This window comes from Bacillota bacterium, from assembly GCA_030019365.1.
GTDB lineage: Bacteria > Bacillota > Sulfobacillia > JACIYH01 > JACIYH01 > JACIYH01.
The window spans coordinates 395530-413239 of record JASEFA010000001.1 but is presented as its reverse complement, the minus strand read 5'-3'; the positions used below and the strand labels follow the sequence as shown (position 1 = coordinate 413239).

Below are 17710 nucleotides of genomic sequence, written 5' to 3'. Positions count from 1 at the left end.
TCGGAACGGTGGCAGTTCCAGGAGAAGTTCCTGCACACAGTTCTGGCACGAAGGAAGGGATGGGCACGTGATCGTAGGGATTCCCAAAGAGATCAAGGCGGACGAGAACCGGGTCGCCATTACCCCGGCCGGAGTACTGGCCCTGGCGGGGCGCGGGCACCGGGTACTGGTGCAGCAGGGAGCGGGGGAGGGAAGCGGTTTTTCCGATCACGATTACGAGGCGGCGGGGGCCACCATGGTCAGTCGCGAGGACGCCTGGGGGGCGGAAATGGTCCTCAAGGTGAAGGAACCGCTGCCGCAGGAATACGATCTCCTTCGCCCCGGCCAGGTTCTGTTCACCTACCTCCACCTGGCGGCCGACCGGGCCTTGACGCTGGCCCTGGTCGAACACCAGGTGGTGGCCATCGCCTACGAAACCGTACAGCTGGCCGATGGTTCCCTGCCCCTGCTCACCCCGATGAGCGAGGTGGCCGGGCGGATGGCCGTGCAGATAGGGGCTCACTTCCTGGAGAAACGCCAGGGAGGCCGTGGGGTCTTGCTGGGCGGGGTTCCGGGCGTTCCCCCCGCGGACGTGGTGATCGTGGGCGGCGGGACGGTGGGGACCAACGCCGCCAAGATCGCCTTCGGGATGGGGGCGCGGGTCACCGTGCTGGATATCAGCGCCGAGCGGCTCCGTTATCTGGACGACCTCTTCGGCGGCCAGGTGACCACTCTCATGTCCAACAGCTACCACATCGCCCAGGCGGTGGCGCGCGCCGACCTGCTCGTCGGTGCCGTGCTCATACCGGGAGCCCGCGCTCCCCACCTGGTGACCGAGGACATGGTCAGGGCCATGAAAGCGGGGTCGGTGATCGTGGATGTGGCCATCGACCAGGGTGGCGTCGTCGCGACCATGGATCGGGTCACCACCCACTCGGACCCCACCTTCGTCAAGCACGGCGTGGTCCACTACGCGGTGGCCAACATCCCCGGTGCGGTGCCCAGGACCTCTACCCTGGCCCTCACCAACGTGACCATGCCCTATGCCCTCTGCCTGGCGGACAAGGGCTGGAGGCGCGCGGTGGGGGAGGACCCCCCCTTGGCCCGCGGTGTCAACGCGTGCCTGGGTCACATCACCTACCCGGCGGTGGCCGAAGCTCACGGGCTCCCCGGCCGCGCCCTTACGGAGATCCTCTGATTCCGGCGCAGCCTCATCGACCCGCCGGATGCCCCGCGGGCGCGAAACCGTATCCCCCGGCCCCGGTCCGGCGGGTGCCACCGCAGGCGAAATCCCATCCCCCGGCCCCGTTCTAGGTGGCCGGGGGAATACATAACTATCGGGTTGGGAACATGACTATGAGGGGCGGGGACTGATGGCAAAGCAGAAAGGAATTCCCTTGACCGCGCCGAATACCCGGGAGGCGGCCCGGAGGAGCGGGGGACACCCAAAGGGTGGTAAGGCCATGGCGGTACCCGACCTGATTGCGCATTTCGTCGACTACCTGCGCACGGAAAAGGGTCTCTCCCAGAACACCCTGGCCTCGTATGGTTGCGACCTGGACCAGTACCAGCAGTTCCTGGCCCAGTCGGGCCAGAACCTGGCCACCGCCAGCCGCGCCACGGTGGTTTCTTACCTGGTCTGGCTGCAGAAGCAGGGGCGCGCCACGGCCACGGTGGCCCGGCGGCTGGCTGCCCTGCGTGCTTTCTACCACTTCATGGTGCGGGAGCGCTACATGGACAGCGATCCCACCGACAACCTGGAATCCCCCCGCATGGAGCGGAAGCTCCCCCGCGTGCTCACGGTGAAGGAGGTCGAGCGACTGCTGGCCCAGCCGGACGCAGCCACACCGGGCGGACTGCGGGATCGGGCCATGCTGGAGTTGCTGTACGCCACGGGGATACGGGTTTCCGAACTGGTCAACCTGCGCCTGGAGGATGCCAACCTCAACCTGGGCTACGTGCGCTGCCTGGGCAAAGGGGGAAGGGAGCGCATCATCCCGCTCGGGCGCATGGCCCGCAAGGCGGTTAGGGAGTACATCACCTACGGGCGGCCTCGCCTGCTGGGTGACCCCGGCGAACACACTCTGTTCCTGAATCACCAGGGGGCCCGCCTGACCAGGCAGGGCTTCTGGAAGATCGTGAAGAAATATGCCCGGCAGGCCGGTATCGAGAAGAACATCACCCCGCACACCCTGCGTCACTCCTTTGCCACCCACCTGCTCGAGAACGGCGCCGATCTCCGTTCCGTGCAGGAAATGCTGGGTCACGTGGACATCTCGACCACCCAGATTTACACCCAGGTGACCAAGGGAAGGCTGAAGGAGGTATACTCACGGGCCCATCCGCGGGCATGACGTCCTGTCGACGCGCCATTCTGCTGGTGGTGGACGGGCTGGGGGTCGGGGCTCTCCCCGACACCGATCTCTACGGAGATCGGGGATCGAACACCCTGGGGAACCTGGCCCGCGCGGTGGGCGGCCTGCGCATTCCCCACCTTGCTTCCCTGGGTCTCACCCATTGCACCGAGGTGCCCAGGAGCCCCCTCTTGCCCATCCCGCAGCTGGGCGGGGCCTGGGGGATCATGGCTCCCCTGTCCCCCGGCAAGGAAACCATGATCGGCCACTGGGAGCTGGCCGGGGTGGTCATCGATGCTCCCCTCGATACCTTCCCCCACGGCTTTCCTTCCTGGCTGGTGGCGGAGGTCGAGCGCATCACCGGGCGGGCAGTGCTCGGCAACGTGCCCGCCTCGGGCACGGCGATCATCGCGGAGCTGGGCGAGGAGCACCTGCGCACGGGTTCACCCATCGTGTACACCTCGGCCGACAGTGTCCTTCAGGTGGCCGCTCACGAAGAAGTGGTTCCCCCGTCTCTCCTTTACCGCTGGTGTGCGGAGATCAGGGCCGTCCTGGACCGCAGCCCCCTGCGGGTGGGCAGGGTGATCGCCCGCCCCTTCGCCGGCGGGGCCGGATCCTTCCGGCGCACTGCGGGGCGGCACGACTGGGCCCTGCCCCCGCCGGGGACCACCGTACTGGATGCCCTGGCGGGCAGGGGCTACCAGGTGGTGGGGATCGGCAAGGTGCCCGACATATATGCCGGCCGGGGGATTACCACGCGCGTCCCGGCAGGTGGCAATGCGGAGATACTGGCCGCTCTGGACGAAGCTTTCGCCGGACTGGAGCAGGGCCTGATCGTGGCCAATCTGGTGGATTTCGACATGCTGTACGGCCATCGCAACGACGTGCCCGGATACGCGCGGGCCCTGGAACAGTTCGATGGCTGGCTGGGCGGGTTTCTGCCCCGGCTGCGGCAAACCGACACGCTCACTGCCCACCAAGCTGACATGCTCATCGTCACCGCCGACCACGGCTGCGATCCCACCACCCCCAGCACCGACCACTCCCGCGAGCTGGTACCCGTGCTGGTTGCGGGCCCTCGCTGGAGAGAGCGGGGCTGCCTGGGGGTCAGGCACACCTTAGCCGACGTGGCCGCCACCATCGCCCGCGGGTTCGCCCTGGACTGGACCCCAACAGGCGCCCGGCCTTTCTGACCGCATCCTCCCGTCTCGCCGGCACGACCTCGCGCAGGGGTACTGAGGGCGGTGCCCCCGCCAGCCCGCATGCCCGGGCGCCGGGTGTACGTGGCCACCCAGGCGGGAAAGCTAGGGAAAAAGGCGCGGGGAGGTGGCAGTATTGCGCACGAAAGTGCGCCTTCACAGGATGGCGGGAGCCGTTCTGCTGGTCGCACTCCTCCTTCTGGGACCCGGGTGGCCCGGGGAGACGGGGCTTGCCGACGGGCCGCCGCCGGGGGAGGAAGGGGCTGCAACCAGCGGGGATCTGGCCGAGGCCACCGCCAGGGTGGATTTCGCCCTGAAGTCCGAGGCGGCCGTCCTCATGGACGTGGTGACGGGGCAGGTACTGTACGCGAAGGAACCCCACAAGAAGTGGGCCCCGGCCAGCCTGACCAAGATCCTGACCCTGGCGCTGGCATGCGAAGCCCTGGCCCAGGGCAAGGTCAAGCCGGACGACATGGTGGTTGCCAGCGAAAACGCGTGGGAGATGGGGGGCTCGGAGATCTGGCTCGAACCGGGCGAGGAGATGCCATTCTCCGATCTCCTGCTGGCAGTGGCGGTGGGGTCGGCCAACGACGCGGCGGTGGCGGTGGCCGAGTACCTGGCCGGGTCCGAGCAGAAGTTCGTGGAGTGGATGAACGAGAAAGCGCGGGCCCTGGGGTGCAAGGACACCCACTTCGTGAACTGCCACGGTCTGGACGACGAGGGCCACCTGACCACCGCCTACGACCTGGCCCTGATCTCCAGATACGCCCTGGGGCTGCCCGAGGTGGTGCGGCTGTCTACGCTGCGGGAGGCTTGGATCCGACAGAACACTGCCAAGAAGAGCTGGCTGGTAAGCCGCAACCGGTTGCTGGTCACATATCCCGGGGCGACCGGGCTCAAAACCGGTCATACCTCCAAAGCCCAGTACTGCCTGGTGGGTTCAGCCAGGCGCGACGAGCGGCAGTTCCTGGCCGTGATCCTGGGGGCTCCCGACCCGGCCACCAGGGTGCGCGAGGCCACCCAGCTCCTTAACTACGCCTTCGCTACCTTCACTCCGGTGGTGGCGGCCCGCGGGGGGGAGGAGGTGGCCCGGGTGAGGGTGGTGCGGGGGAAGGAGCGGTGGCTCCCGGCGGTGGCAGCAGGCGATCTGGCCCTGTCGGTGGAGAAAGACCGGGCCGACAAGGTACAGAAGGTGATCGAGGTGGTTCCCCGTGCAAACGCGCCCGTGCGGGCCGGGGACGAGCTGGGCATCATGGCCTTACACCTGGACGGCAAGGAGCTGGCCCGGGTCGCCCTGGTGGCGGCGCGGGACGTACCCAGGAGCACCCTGCTCGGGGCGATAGGGCAGACTATCGCCCGTTTCTTCTCCGTTCGATAACACCCCAGAGGGGGGCGGTTTCCCAGGCCCGGGTCCGGCCCGGGCCTTTTCGCGTCCGGCCCCGGGGGAGGCGGACAGTGGACATTACCACGGGACTGGGCATGGTGGTGGCCTTCGCGGCCCTGATCATCTCTGTGTTCATGGAGGGAGGTCACCTGGGGGCCCTCTTCAACCCCTCCGCTCTGGTGATCATCCTGGGCGGTACCCTGGGGGCCACCGTCATGTCCTATTCTCCCGCGGAACTGGCCCGCATCCCCTCTTTACTGGCCCAGGCCTTTTTCTCCCGGGACCCGCCCATGGCGGAGGTCATCGAAACCCTCGTGGGGCACGCGGAGAAGGCCAGGCGAGAGGGCCTGCTGGTGCTGCAGGAGTACGTGCACGAGGGGGATGATCCCTTCCTGGTACGCGGGCTCAACCTGGTGATCGACGGTGCGGATCCCGAGATGGTGCGCAGCATCCTGGAAACCGACCTGGCCGTCAAGGACAAGGAGTACCAGACTGAGGCGGGCATATTCGAAACGGCGGGGGGATATGCCCCCACCATGGGCATTATCGGTACGGTGATGGGGCTGGTGCACGTGCTGGGCAACCTGCAGGATACCTCCCGCCTGGGGCCCGCCATCGCCGTGGCGTTCCTGGCCACCTTCTACGGCATTGCTTCCGCCAACCTGATCTGGTTGCCCATCGCGGCGAAGCTGAAGTTGCGGGCCCGCAAGCTGGTGGCCCAAAAGGAGCTGATGCTGGAAGGGATTCTGTCCATTCAGGCCGGCGAGAACCCCCGCATGGTGAGGGAGAAGCTGGAGGTGTTCTGGCGGAAGGCGGCCCGCGAGGGACGTGCGCGCCCGGTGCAAGGGGAGGAAGCGGCTTGAGGCGACCCCGGTGGAGGGGGGAGGAAGGGGCTTGAGGCGACCCCGGCGGGGTGGGGAGGCAGGAGGCGGCGGTCACGACGCCACCGGCATGATGCGGTGGCTGCTCACCTATGCCGACCTCATCACCCTGCTCATGGCCTTCTTCATCGTGATGTACGCCATGTCCAGCGTGGACGTGGGGAAGTACCGTGCCCTGGCATACAGCCTGCGCGGCGCCCTGGTGGGCAACTCCTTCATCGATCTGCCCATGCAGGGGACGGAGGCTCCCCCTGAGCCGCTGCAGGCAGTGGGGGAGGAGGTGGCGCAGGCCCTGGCCGAGACGGGTCTGGAGGGGCAGGGTGCCGTGTTTCGCACCGAGCGGGGAGTGGTGATCAGCCTGTACGGGGCAGTACTCTTTGACCTGGGCAAAGCTGACATCCGCCCGGAAGCCGCCGCCATCCTGGACCGGGTAGCTGTCGCCCTCACCCGCGTGCCCAACTACGTCAGCGTGGAAGGCTCCACGGACGACCTGCCCATCAACACCACCATCTTCCCCACCAACTGGGAGCTTTCCGTACGCCGGGCAACCAGCGTGGTCCGCTACTTCGTGGACCGCCACGGGCTGAACCCCCGCCGCTTCCTGGCCGTTGGCTATGGGGAGTACCAGCCCATGTTCCCCAACGACTCCGAAGCCAACCGGGCCCGCAACCGGCGTGTGGACATCGTGATCCTATCCCGTTCGCCGTTTCCCCACAGCCGGCCCGAGCCCATTGCCCCGCCTCCCTCCGGGCACGCGCCCTAGTTGCTGGAAGGAAAAACTTTCCGGAAGGAGAAGTCTCCCCCTCCGGGGGGATTTTCAGTTTGCCGGCATGCGGGCTTGAGGTGAAGGAGGAAGTCGTGGGGCGGGTGCTGGTACTGCGTCTGTCGGGTGAACTCGATGTCTACACCGCGGAGACGTTCCGCCAGAGGGCCGATCAGGCCGTGCGCGACTCGGGGGCGAGGGTGGTGGTCCTGGCATTGCGGCAGCTGGCCTTCCTGGACAGCACCGGTCTGGGTGCCATCCTGGGCCGATACCGGTGGCTCCAGGAACGGGGCGGCCGCATGGCGGCGGCGGGCGCGGGCGGACGCGTGAAGGCGGTGCTGGAAGTTTCCGGGGTGTCCCGGCTCATCCCGCTTTTCGATTCCGAACGCAAAGCCCTGGCAGCGCTGGGCGGCGAGACCGGGGGGGAGGTGGCCTGATGGGAGTGGGAGACCACAACTACCTGCACATGGAGTTCCTCTCTCTGCCCGCCAATGCGGGGGTGGCGCGGGTGGCGGTGGCCTCCTTTGCCGCCCAGCTGGGATTCACCTGGGCGGAACTGGAGGAGGTGAAGGTGGCCGTGTCCGAGGCGGTCACCAATGCCGTGGTCCACGCGTACCCGGGGGGGCGGGGCCCGGTGAAGGTGCGGGCCCGGGTGGACGCGGGGGAGCTGGCCGTAGAGGTGGAGGACAGGGGAGTGGGCATCGTCGACGTGACCCGGGCCCGCGAGGCCAGCTTCACCACCGATCCCGATCGCATGGGCCTAGGGTTCACCTTCATGGAATCTTTCATGGACAAGGTGGAGGTGTGGTCAGAACCCGGGCGTGGCACCCGCGTGTCCCTCATCAAGCGACCGGGACGCGAGCAGGGGTGAGCGGGGAGCGTGGAACGGGAAGACTCCGGGGTCGAAAACCACTTCCCCCTTGTGTGGTCGCTGGTCAACCGGCTGGGGGTGCGGGGACCCGAGCGCGAAGACCTGTTCGCCGCGGGTTGCCTGGGCCTGGTCAAGGCCTGGAAAAGGTATGACCCGGCGCGGGGAACGGCCTTTTCCACCTATGCGGTGCCCGTCATCCTGGGAGAAATGCGACGCCACCTGCGTGAGGCCACAGGGGTGAAGATGCCGGGGGCGACCCGGGAGATGGTGGCCCGGGCCCGGGAGGTGCGCGCCCTGCTGGCCCAGGAAAAAGGAGCAGAACCTTCCCTGGGGGAGGTGGCGGCCGCCCTGGGGGTGGAGCCCGCCGACCTGGTGGCCGCCGAGGAAGCCTGCCTGCCGCCCCGTTCCCTGGAGGAGGGTGCACCCCTCGCCCGGTTGGGGTGGGGCCCGCCCGGCGGCGCGAGTCGGGCCGGTGATCCGCCTGCCGGCGGCCCCCCCGACGAGGAGACCCTGGACCTCGCCCTGGCCCTGGCGCGACTGGAACCGCGGGAGCAGGCCATCGTCCGGGGGCGCTACTTCGAGGACCTCACCCAGGAGGAGATGGCGACTCGCCTGGGGATTTCCCAGCCCCAGGTTTCCCGCCTGGAACAGCGGGCCCTGGCCCGGTTGCGCGAAATGCTGGCATGGCATACCAGCGACTGCGACCGGCACAAACTAGTGGTCGTGAAGGAGGCTGATGCAGGTGCCCGTGGTCAAGGTGCTGGAACTGGTGGGAAACTCGCCCAGTAGCTTTCAGGAAGCGGTGCAGAACGCGGTGACGGAGGCCGCCCGTACCGTGAAGAACATCACCGGGGTCGAGGTGGTCAACTGGACGGCGGAGGTGCGGGGACAGCAGGTGTCCGAGTACCGGGCCAACGTGAAGGTCGCGTTCGTGGTGGACAATCAGAGGCGGAACATCGAACCGGGGGCCTGACCGTGGTACAGGGGAAGTCTCCGCAGCAGGCCTACCAGGAGACGGCGCGGGCCATGCAGCCGCGTCGTCCCATCTTCAGAAACACGGTGCTGGCCTTCCTGATCGGGGGCGCGATATGTGCCCTGGCCCAGCTGTTCCTCTCGTACCTCCTGGGCCGGGGTATGCCCCAGAAGGAAGCCCTGGCAGCCACATCCGGGTTCATGGTCTTCTGGGGCGCGCTCCTGACCGGACTGGGAGTGTATGACGTCATCGGCCGGGTGGGGGGGATGGGGGCTGCCCTGCCCATCACCGGCTTTGCCAACTCCATGGTTTCGCCGGCGCTAGAGTACAAGCGGGAGGGATACGTACTGGGGGTGGGGGCCAAGCTGTTCACCATAGCCGGTCCGGTGATCGTCTACGGGCTGGTGGCGGCGGTGCTGGTGGTGCTCCTGCGCTGGCTGATCACCGGTCACCCGTGAGGGCGGGGACCGCTGCGGGAGGGAGGAGAGCGGTTTGTCCAAGAGGCTGGGGCAGCAAACGGTGGCGTTCGCGCAGCCACCCATCATCCTGAGCACGGCCAGCGTGGTCGGGCCGGAAGAAGGTGAGGGACCGCTCGGCCAGCACTTCGACGTGGTGAAGCAGGACCGGCTGCTGGGGCAGAAGTCGTGGGAGCTGGCGGAGAAGCTCCTGTGCGAGGAAGCCTGCGACCTGGCCATCAAGAAGGTGGGGAAGAGCCCCCGGGAGGTGGACTTCTTCCTGGCCGGGGACCTGCTCAACCAGATAATCACCGCCAACTTCTCCGCCCAGACCCTGGGCGTCCCCTTCCTGGGGCTCTTTGGGGCCTGCTCCACCCTGGCCGAAGGGCTGGCGCTGGGGGGGATGCTCCTGGACGGCGGCTTCGCCGGCTGCGTGCTCACGGCCTGCGCCAGTCACCACGACACCGCCGAGAGGCAGTATCGCTACCCCACCGAACTGGGGGTCCAGCGGCCCCCCACCACCCAGCGGACGGTGACGGGGGCGGGGGCGGTGCTGCTGGGACTTTCTGGGCCCGGCCCCCGCCTCACCCACGCCACCGTGGGGAAGGTGATCTCCATGGGTTTGAAGGATCCTTCCGACCTGGGCTCGGCCATGGCCCCTGCCGCCGCCGAAACCATCTGGCAGCACCTGCAGGACACGGGCCGTCTGCCCGCCGACTACGACCTCATAGCCACCGGCGACCTGGGGGCGGTGGGCCACCCCATCTGCCGGAAGCTCCTCGCTGACCGCGGCCTGGCACTGGGCGAGAACTTCGTGGACTGCGGTATCCTCGTTTACGACCGCAACCGCCAGCAGGTCAACGCGGGCGGGTCGGGGTGCGGCTGCTCGGCGGTGGTGTTCACCTCCTACCTGGTACCCCGGCTGGTGGCCGGGGAGATCAGGCGGCTGCTGCTGGTTCCCACCGGAGCCCTCTTCAGCCCCACCTCCTGGAAGCAGGGGCAGGAGATCGCGGCGGTCGCCCACGCCGTGGCGGTGGAAGTCCCCGCCTGATTACAGGATAATTGGTCCTTTCCGTCTAACCTTTCCCCGACGGTGGCGGGCCCGGCGTCTTTTTCGCCACCCCCCCTTGACACGGTATCTATTCCTAGGTAGTATTTATTGCGGAGGGGGTAATCCCGGATGAGGAGAGCGGCGGGGACAGAGCAGGACATTCTGAGGTCGGCCGCCCTGCGCGTCACCCCGCAGCGGGTGTCCATCCTGCGCCTGCTGCGCGGGAGCAAGGCTCACCCCAGCCCGGAGATGGTGTACCGGGAGCTGAAGCCCGCCTACCCCGGGCTGAGCCTGAACACCGTCTACCAGACTCTGCACTCCCTGGAGGATGCGGGAGTGCTCCGCCGCATCAGCATGGAGGACAACGTTTACCGCTATGACGCCAACGTGGCTCCCCATGTACACCTGGTGTGCCGGGGTTGCGGGCGGGTGGACGACTGCGACGGCGACCTGGACGCCCTGCTCGGGGAGCTGGGAGAGCGGGTGGCGGCCCGGTCGGCCTGGGACATCCGCGCCCAGGATTCCTGCTTCTACGGTTACTGCCCCGCCTGCCGGCGGGAAGAGGGAAAACCCCCGCAAACCGGAGAGGAGGTTTGAGGAATGGCACTGGATCTGATCAACGAGGTCAGGCTGGGGGTGGCCAGGGGAACGGTGGTCGAGGAAGCGGTGGACCAGAACTTCCGCGGCGAAACCTCGGAGGTGGGGCTGTACCTGGCCATGGCCAGGCAGGCATATCGCGAGGGTTACCCCGAGGTGGCCGAGGCTCTGGTCCGCATCGCCCGGGAGGAGGCCTGGCACGCGGCCGGTTACGCCGAGCTGGCCGGCATGATTTCGGACTCCACCGCCGAAAACGTCAAGAAGATGCTGGCCGGTGAGCAGATGGCCAACCGCGGTAAGCGGGAAGCGGCCGTGCGGGCCAAAGAGGCAGGCGTGGATCCCGCCCACGACTTCTTCGACGAGACTTCCCGCGATGAAGCGCGCCACGCCCGCGCTCTGAAGGGGCTGCTGGATCGCTACTTCCCCGGCGCCGCCTGACCCACTGGGGACGTCAGGCAGACGTCCGCGAAAAGGGCGACCACATCGCCCAGGTCCGGCTTGCCCACTTCCTGGAGCTCGTACCTCACCCGGAGGGCCGGCCTGTCGATGGTGATCAGCCGGCCCAGGTCGATGGGGGTTGCCACGATGACCACGTCGGCGGGGGTGGCGTTGATGGTGGCTTCCAGTTCCCGCACCTGCCCGGGGCTGTATCCCATGGCCGGCAGCACCCGCTCCAGGTGCGGGTACTTTTCGTAGACCTCTCTGATGCTACCCACCGCGTACGGTCGGGGGTCGACCAGCTCCGCCGCTCCCCAGCGCCGGGCGGCCACGGTACCCGCGCCGTAAGGCATCTCCCCGTGGGTGACGCTGGGCCCATCCTCCACCACCAGGACCCGGCGACCCCGCACCAGCGCGGGGTCGGTCGCGAACACGGGAGAGGCGGCCTCGATGATGAGGGCCCCGGGGTTCACTGCCGCCACGTTGTTGCGCACGGCCAGCACGTCTTCGGGGCGGGCGGTGTCCACCTTGTTGATGACCACCGCCTGGGCCAGGCGCACGTTGGTCTCGCCTGGATGATAGGAAATCTCGTGGCCGGCGCGGTGGGGGTCCACCACGCACACCACATAGTCCGGCCGGAAGAAGGGGAGGTCGTTGTTGCCACCGTCCCAGAGGATGACGTCCGCCTCCTCTTCGGCGGCGCGGAGGATGCGGGCGTAGTCCGCCCCCGCGTAGACGATGGCGCCCCGGTCCAGGTGGGGCTCGTACTCCTCCCGCTCCTCGATGGTGCACCTGTATTCCTCCAGATCGCGGTAGGAGGCGAACCGCTGGCACACCTGGCGGCGCAGGTCACCGTACGGCATGGGATGACGGACCACCACCACCCGCCATCCCCTCTCTCTCAGGAGAGCCACCAGCTTGCGGGAGGTCTGGCTCTTGCCCGATCCCGTGCGGGCGGCCACCACGGCCAGCACGGGGCGATGGGCCCGGAGCATGGTGCGGTGCGGCCCCAGGAGCCAGAAGTCCGCACCGGCGGCCAGCACCAGGGACGCCCGGTGCATTACATGCAGGTGACTGACGTCGCTGTACGAGAAGACCACCGCAGCAACTTCCATTTCCCGGATCAGGCGGGGCAACTCCTCTTCGGCGTAGATGGGGATACCCTCCGGGTACAGGGAGCCCGCCAGCTCGGGAGGATAACTGCGGTTGGCGATGTCGGGGATCTGGGTGGCGGTGAACGCCACCACCCGGTAGCGGGGATCGTCCCGGAACACGGTGTTGAAGTCGTGGAAGTCCCGGCCGGCAGCCCCCATGATGATAACTCGGGTGGGCGGCGCGCTCATTTTCTCCTCCCCCTCCCACTTTATGCAGGTCTGCATATGCATTGCCGGTATGATTCGCGGGCGCCTACCGGGTTTCCTGCTTGCTCGCACCCGGGGGGAGGCTGTGCCGTCCGGGCGGGGGTGGGTGCGTCCCGACGCCAGGCCCATCGTGCCGCCGCGGGCAGGAGGCGGAGCGGGAGGAGTCGGGATGGGGCCGTTGAATTAGCCTGCTGAACAGCCTGCAGCAGGTTCACAACTGCTTACTGGGGGTATGATCGTGAGAGGAAACGTGGTGGGGTTGCAGTGCACCCTGTGTGGGGGCATGGAGGAAGCGACGCCGGAGACGTACACCTGTCTCCGTTGCGGGGAACAGGGCATCCTGGACGTCCTCTTCGACTACGATTACGTCCGGTCCCGGCTGACCCGGGAGACCCTGGCTGCGGACAGGGACCTGAGCATGTGGCGCTACCTGCCCCTGCTTCCCTGCGAGCCATCCACCCCCCGGCCCGCCCTGCGGGTGGGCTGGACCCCCCTGTACCGGGCGGACCGCTACGCGCGGGCGGTGGGTCTCAGGGAGGTCTACGTCAAGGACGACGGGCTCAATCCCACCTGCTCCCTCAAGGACCGGGCCTCCGCTCTGGGGGTGGTGAAGGCGATGGAGGCGGGCGCCTCCGCCGTCGCCTGCTCTTCCACCGGCAATGCCGGGTCGTCCCTGGCCGGCAATGCCGCCTCGGCCGGCATCCCCAGCTACATTTTCGTGCCGGAGCGGGCTCCCAAGGGCAAGCTGGCCCAACTGCTCCTTTTTGGGGCCACGGTGGTGAGCGTCAGGGGCAACTATGAGGATGCCTTCCGCCTCTCCATGGAGGCAATCCGCCGCTGGGGGTGGTACAACCGCAACGCCGCCCTCAACCCCTACCTGGTGGAGGGCAAGAAGACAGTATCCCTGGAGATCGCCGAACAAATGGGCTGGCGGGTCCCCGACTGGGTGGTCGTGTCCGTCGGCGACGGTTGCACCATAGCGGGAGTGGGGAAGGGCTTCGGGGACCTGGCCGCGTGCGGCCTCATCGACCGGGTGCCCCGCCTCCTGGGGGCGCAGGCGGAAGGGTGCGCCCCCATCTACCGGGCCTACCGGGCGGGCCGGGAAGAGATCGTCCCCGAGCCGGAGGAGACGATGGCGGACAGCATCGCGGTGGGGGTGCCGCGCAACCCGGTGAAGGCCCTGCGCGCAGTAAAGAAATCCGGCGGCGAGATGATCACCGTCAGCGACGGCGAGATCCTGGAGGCCATGCGGCTCCTGGGATCCACCGGGGGTCTCTTTGCCGAGCCGGCGGCCGCAGCGGGGTTCGCGGGCCTGGCCCGCGCCGTGCGCGAGGGCATCGTCGGCCGCAACGAAGTGGTGGTGGGCATCATCACCGGAAACGGCCTCAAGGACGTGGCCGGCGCCATGCGGGCGGCGGGAGAGCCCATCCACATCCCACCCGACGTGGGCGCCCTGGCCAAGGCCATGCATAGGGACCACGGGTAGGGCGGAGAATAGGCCACCGGAGGGGAACGGCACGTGCAGGTCCTGGTGGCTTTCCTGGTGGGAGGGGCCATGTGTGCCCTGGCCCAGCTCGTCCTGGATCTCGCCAAGATTCAGCCCGCCCATGTCATGGTGCTCTTCGTCGTCCTGGGTGCGGTGACCAGCTCCCTGGGCCTGTATGGCCCCCTGGTGCAGAGAGCGGGGGCGGGGGCCAGCATCCCCCTGGCGGGGTTCGGTCACACCCTGGTGCAGGGAGTAGCGGAGGACGTGGCCCACAAGGGTGTGGTGGGTCTTCTCACCGGGGGCCTGCGGGCCACCGCCCTGGGGCTTTCTGCCGCCATCCTCTTCGCCTGGCTGATGAGCGTGCTGTTCAACCCCCGGGGCTAGGGGATGGATCGGGAACAGAAGCTGCAGAAGAAGCTGGACGGTAACCTGCAGGTCCTGGAGGGCGAGCTGGGGGTGGGGGTAAGCGTCGACATCCTCGCCCGGCGGCTGAGAATCGGGGGGCGGGACGCCGCCCTGCTGGGTGTGGACGGGCTGGTCAACGATACCATCCTCACCAACATCCTGCGCACCATGCTGCGCCTGCAACGGGAGGATCTCACTCCGGACGCCGTGCGCTCCCTCTTCCAGGAGGGAATCCCCCACATTGAGGTCAACGCCGTCACCACTTACGGTGCCGTGATCGACCAGGTGCTGAGCGGCCCGGTCGTCCTGCTGGTGGACGGCATGGACACCGCCTTCGCCATCGACGTGCGCACCTATCCCGCCCGCTTGCCCCAGGAGCCCCAGCTGGAGAGGGTCCTGCGGGGTTCGCGGGACGGCTTCGTGGAAACCCTGGTGTCCAACACCGCCCTGGTGAGAAGGCGCATCCGCGACCCCCGCCTGCGGGTGGAGCGGTTCCAGGTGGGCCGACGCTCCAAGACGGACGTGGTCCTGCTCTACCTGCAGGATGTGGCTAATCCCAAGCTGGTGGCCCAGGTGCGGGACCGGTTGAAGGAGATCCACGTAGACGCCATCCCCATGGCGGAGAAGAGCATCGAGGAGTACCTGCAGTCCCGCCCTTCCCAGTGGTGGAACCCCTTCCCCTTGGTGCGCTACACCGAGCGTCCCGACGTGGCCGCCGTCCACCTGTTCGAGGGGCACCTGGTGATCCTCGTCGATACCTCCCCCTCGGCCATGATCCTGCCGGTCACCTTCTTCCACCACCTCCAGCACGCCGAGGAATACCGGGAGGACGTTTGCGTGGGAACGTACCTGCGGCTGGTGCGGTTCATGGGGATCATGCTGGCCTGGGTTGGCCCGCCGCTCTGGGTCGCCCTGGTGCTCAGCAAGGACGTGCTTCCCCCGGCGTGGCAGCTCCTGGGCCCCAAGAAGGCAGGCACGGTTCCCCTGCCCCTGCAGTTCTTCATCGGCGAAATCGTCCTCGATCTGGTGCGCCTGGCCCTCATTCACACCCCCGAACCGGTGTCCACCGCCCTCGGGTTCATCGGCACCGTCCTGCTGGGCCAGATTGCCGCCGAAGTGGGCCTCCTCACCAGCGAGACGGTGCTCTACGTGGCCCTGGCTGCACTGGGTGGGTTTGCCACCCCCAGCATGGAGTTCGCCATGGCGGTACGCCTCATGCGCCTGCTGCTGTTGGGAGCCGCCGGCGTATTCCGGTTGTGGGGGGTGGCGGTGGTCTTCCTCCTGCAACTGGTGTTCCTCGGGTTCAGTCGCTCCTTCGGGGTGCCCTACCTGTGGCCGCTCATACCCCCGGACTGGGGCGCCCTCAAGGCGGTCACCCTGCGGCTGCCCACGCCGGCCCGCCACGTCCGGCCTTCCATTCTCAAGCCCAGGGAACAGAAAACGGCCCGCCGCCGCTAGCCCGGGGAAAACGGTAGCAGAACTGGAAGGTAAGGCAGCCGGAAGATAACATTGGAAGGGAACAAGTGGAAGATCATGCAGTTGACGGCGGGGGCAGCTTCTGCTATGATGGGGGGCAAGTAACGGCCTCATCTCCTCTGGAGGTGGGGTAGAGGCGCGATGACCATCAGTACCGGCGGGGAGCCGGGCAGGCCGTGAGCCGCCGGGAAAGGGGTCGTCGCCGAAGCTGCAGGGAGGCCGCCTCCTGCGGCTGGGGTTGCACCGAATAGGTGCAGCACTGTCACCGGTGGAGACCCCTGCTCCCCGGTGGAGCGCTATCTCACGCCAGGGGAGCAAGGCGCCGGACCCTGGTCGCCTTCCTCCCTTGCCGTGAAGGGGGGAGGGCAACTTGTATCTTTGGGAAGCATTGCCCGGGATCGGGATTGACGGGCGAGGGCGTCTGGAGATAGCGGGGTGCGACGCCCTTGATCTGGCTGCCCGTTTCGGGACTCCCTTGTACGTTTATGACGAAGAGGAAATCAGGCGGCGGTGCCGGGCCTGGCAGGGGGCTGTGGCCCGGTGGTGGCCGGGCGGGAAGGTCCTCTATGCCGCCAAGGCCTTCAGCACGGTGGCCATGGCTGCCCTGGTGCGCGAAGAGGGCCTGGGGATGGACGTGTGCTCGGGTGGTGAACTGTGGACAGCGCTGACCGCGGGGTTCCCGGCGTCGCGCATCTACTTCCAGGGCAACGGTAAGAGCCCGGATGAACTGGAGCTGGCTCTGGAAGAGGGAGTGGGCCACATCGTGGTGGACAATCACGAGGAGCTGGCTCGCCTGGAACGCCTGGGCCGGCCGCGGCGACGGCGGATCAGGGTGCTCCTGCGCTTTGCCCCCGGAGTGGAAGCGGGTGCCCACGATCACCTGAGCACGGGCACCATGCATTCCAAGTTCGGTTTTCTCCCGGGCTCGGACCTGGAGGCGGCGGTCCGCACCGCGCGGGAATCGCCCGTGCTGGAGCTGGCGGGGCTGTCCTGCCACGTGGGCTCTCAGATCCTTGTCGCAGAGCCCTTCTCGGCTGCAGCCGACGCGGCCATCCGGGTGGCGCGGGAATTCCCCTGGGCTCCGGAATGGGAGCTGGACCTGGGAGGTGGCCTGGGTGCACGCTACACCGAGGAAGATGATCCCGTAAGCCCCCATGAGGTGGTGGGCGAGGTCGCCTGCCGTCTGAGGCAGGCGTGCCAGCGGGATGGCGTCCCCCTGCCCCGTCTGATACTGGAACCGGGCCGTGCCGTGGTGGCCGAGGCGGCCGTGGCCCTGTACACGGTGCAGGCGGTAAAGCAGGTGCCCGGGCGGTCGTATGTGGTGGTCGATGGCGGGCTGCACGACAACCCCCGTCCCGCCCTGTACGGGGCCAGGTACCGCGCCAGCCTGGCCGGTCGGGTCACGGAACCGCCGGCGGGCAGCTTCTGGGTCGTGGGCAAGAATTGCGAGTCGGGAGACGTGCTGGTGAGGGACATCCCCCTGCCCCGTCCCCGGGCGGGGGAGGTGCTGGCAGTTTTCACCGCCGGGGCATACCAGTTCACCATGGCGTCCAATTACAACCGCCTGCCCCGGCCGGCGGTGGTGTTCGCGCGGGCGGGGCGGGCGGAAACGGTGGTGGCCCGCGAGACGTACCGGGACGTGGTGGCGCGCGACCGGCTGCCCGGGTGGATGTCTGCCGACGCCGCCGCCAGCAGCTGAACAGTCTTTCCCATACACCCCTCCTCTAACCCCGTCGCCTGGGCGACGGGGTCTTTTTCCGCCGGGCGTTGTATGATACTATGGGACCCAGTGAGCCGGGGGGAGTGACGGGCTTGGACCAGGAAAAGCTGGTGGGCGAGGAGAGGTTCCTGCTGATGGACATAGCTTGCGCCCGTTACGGCTTGCGCCGCAAGCAGCTCCTTCAGCTTTGCCGGGCGCACAAGGTGCGCCGCTTCGAAGAGCCCCTGGGCCCTGCGCAGACGGGAAGGCCGCCTACCGCCGCCTACGTGTGCGAATCCGAGCTGCGCAAGGCCCTGGAGGCAAGCCGGGAGGCCTGA

The 17710-nt window shown here is 67.9% G+C and carries 20 protein-coding genes and 1 riboswitch; of the genes, 19 read left to right on the top strand and 1 reads right to left on the bottom strand.

The window, feature by feature from the left end; all coding sequences use genetic code 11:
• Window positions 1-67: 67 nt before the first annotated feature.
• The 14 genes from ald (at window position 68) to QME70_01875 (ending at window position 10945) form a co-directional block, all read left to right on the top strand.
• Window positions 68-1177 carry an alanine dehydrogenase gene (gene ald, locus QME70_01940; GenBank protein MDI6893372.1) on the top strand — a complete coding sequence of 370 codons (1110 nt, stop codon included), beginning with the start codon at window positions 68-70 and terminating at the stop codon, window positions 1175-1177.
• Between the two features lie 265 nt (window positions 1178-1442).
• The gene (xerD, locus tag QME70_01935) at window positions 1443-2333 is read left to right on the top strand and encodes a site-specific tyrosine recombinase XerD (protein MDI6893371.1); all 891 of its coding nucleotides are present in this window, start codon (window positions 1443-1445) and stop codon (window positions 2331-2333) included.
• Window positions 2330-3526, top strand: coding sequence for a phosphopentomutase (locus QME70_01930; GenBank protein MDI6893370.1), 1197 nt, complete (start codon window positions 2330-2332; stop codon window positions 3524-3526). Before xerD ends, QME70_01930 begins: the two co-directional genes overlap by 4 nt.
• A 142-nt stretch (window positions 3527-3668) precedes the next feature.
• Window positions 3669-4910 (top strand): D-alanyl-D-alanine carboxypeptidase family protein, encoded by a 1242-nt coding sequence (locus QME70_01925; protein MDI6893369.1) that lies wholly within the window; start codon window positions 3669-3671, stop codon window positions 4908-4910.
• 77 nt (window positions 4911-4987) lie between these two features.
• Window positions 4988-5779, top strand: coding sequence for a flagellar motor protein (locus QME70_01920; GenBank protein ID MDI6893368.1), 792 nt, complete (start codon window positions 4988-4990; stop codon window positions 5777-5779).
• A 31-nt stretch (window positions 5780-5810) separates the two neighbouring features.
• Window positions 5811-6560, top strand: coding sequence for a flagellar motor protein MotB (locus QME70_01915; protein ID MDI6893367.1), 750 nt, complete (start codon window positions 5811-5813; stop codon window positions 6558-6560).
• A 59-nt stretch (window positions 6561-6619) separates the two neighbouring features.
• A complete protein-coding gene (locus tag QME70_01910) occupies window positions 6620-6997 on the top strand; it encodes an anti-sigma factor antagonist (GenBank protein ID MDI6893366.1) in 378 nt (125 codons plus the stop codon).
• Window positions 6997-7431, top strand: a complete 435-nt coding sequence (gene spoIIAB, locus QME70_01905) for an anti-sigma F factor (GenBank protein ID MDI6893365.1) — start codon at window positions 6997-6999, stop codon at window positions 7429-7431. The genes QME70_01910 and spoIIAB overlap by 1 nt, the downstream gene beginning before the upstream one ends.
• A gap of 9 nt (window positions 7432-7440) precedes the next feature.
• Window positions 7441-8220 (top strand): sigma-70 family RNA polymerase sigma factor, encoded by a 780-nt coding sequence (locus tag QME70_01900; protein MDI6893364.1) that lies wholly within the window; start codon window positions 7441-7443, stop codon window positions 8218-8220.
• The gene (locus QME70_01895; GenBank protein ID MDI6893363.1) at window positions 8168-8404 is read left to right on the top strand and encodes a dodecin family protein; all 237 of its coding nucleotides are present in this window, start codon (window positions 8168-8170) and stop codon (window positions 8402-8404) included. Before QME70_01900 ends, QME70_01895 begins: the two co-directional genes overlap by 53 nt.
• Before the next feature lie 53 nt (window positions 8405-8457).
• On the top strand, window positions 8458-8862 hold the full coding sequence (locus QME70_01890; protein MDI6893362.1) for a SpoVA/SpoVAEb family sporulation membrane protein: 405 nt from the start codon (window positions 8458-8460) through the stop codon (window positions 8860-8862).
• Window positions 8863-8896: 34 nt separating this feature from the next.
• The gene (gene spoVAD, locus QME70_01885; protein MDI6893361.1) at window positions 8897-9910 is read left to right on the top strand and encodes a stage V sporulation protein AD; all 1014 of its coding nucleotides are present in this window, start codon (window positions 8897-8899) and stop codon (window positions 9908-9910) included.
• Window positions 9911-10039: 129 nt separating this feature from the next.
• Window positions 10040-10507, top strand: a complete 468-nt coding sequence (locus QME70_01880; GenBank protein ID MDI6893360.1) for a Fur family transcriptional regulator — start codon at window positions 10040-10042, stop codon at window positions 10505-10507.
• 3 nt (window positions 10508-10510) lie between these two features.
• Window positions 10511-10945: a ferritin family protein gene (locus QME70_01875; GenBank protein ID MDI6893359.1), complete on the top strand. Its 435-nt coding sequence runs from the start codon at window positions 10511-10513 to the stop codon at window positions 10943-10945.
• Here the strand turns inward: QME70_01875 and QME70_01870 are convergent.
• Window positions 10924-12288 carry a cyclic 2,3-diphosphoglycerate synthase gene (locus QME70_01870; GenBank protein ID MDI6893358.1) on the bottom strand — a complete coding sequence of 455 codons (1365 nt, stop codon included), beginning with the start codon at window positions 12286-12288 and terminating at the stop codon, window positions 10924-10926. The genes QME70_01875 and QME70_01870 overlap by 22 nt on opposite strands.
• 256 nt (window positions 12289-12544) lie before the next feature.
• On the opposite strand from QME70_01870, the gene QME70_01865 reads away from it, so the two are divergent.
• From QME70_01865 to QME70_01845, 5 genes are all read left to right on the top strand, one after another.
• A complete protein-coding gene (locus tag QME70_01865) occupies window positions 12545-13792 on the top strand; it encodes a threonine synthase (protein ID MDI6893357.1) in 1248 nt (415 codons plus the stop codon).
• Between the two features lie 33 nt (window positions 13793-13825).
• Window positions 13826-14176 carry a stage V sporulation protein AE gene (gene spoVAE, locus QME70_01860; protein MDI6893356.1) on the top strand — a complete coding sequence of 117 codons (351 nt, stop codon included), beginning with the start codon at window positions 13826-13828 and terminating at the stop codon, window positions 14174-14176.
• A gap of 3 nt (window positions 14177-14179) precedes the next feature.
• Window positions 14180-15655 carry a spore germination protein gene (locus QME70_01855; GenBank protein MDI6893355.1) on the top strand — a complete coding sequence of 492 codons (1476 nt, stop codon included), beginning with the start codon at window positions 14180-14182 and terminating at the stop codon, window positions 15653-15655.
• A gap of 141 nt (window positions 15656-15796) precedes the next feature.
• Window positions 15797-15980: riboswitch (Lysine riboswitch) on the top strand.
• A gap of 63 nt (window positions 15981-16043) precedes the next feature.
• Window positions 16044-17372, top strand: coding sequence for a diaminopimelate decarboxylase (gene lysA / locus QME70_01850; protein MDI6893354.1), 1329 nt, complete (start codon window positions 16044-16046; stop codon window positions 17370-17372).
• A 113-nt stretch (window positions 17373-17485) separates the two neighbouring features.
• Window positions 17486-17710: a hypothetical protein gene (locus QME70_01845; protein ID MDI6893353.1), complete on the top strand. Its 225-nt coding sequence runs from the start codon at window positions 17486-17488 to the stop codon at window positions 17708-17710.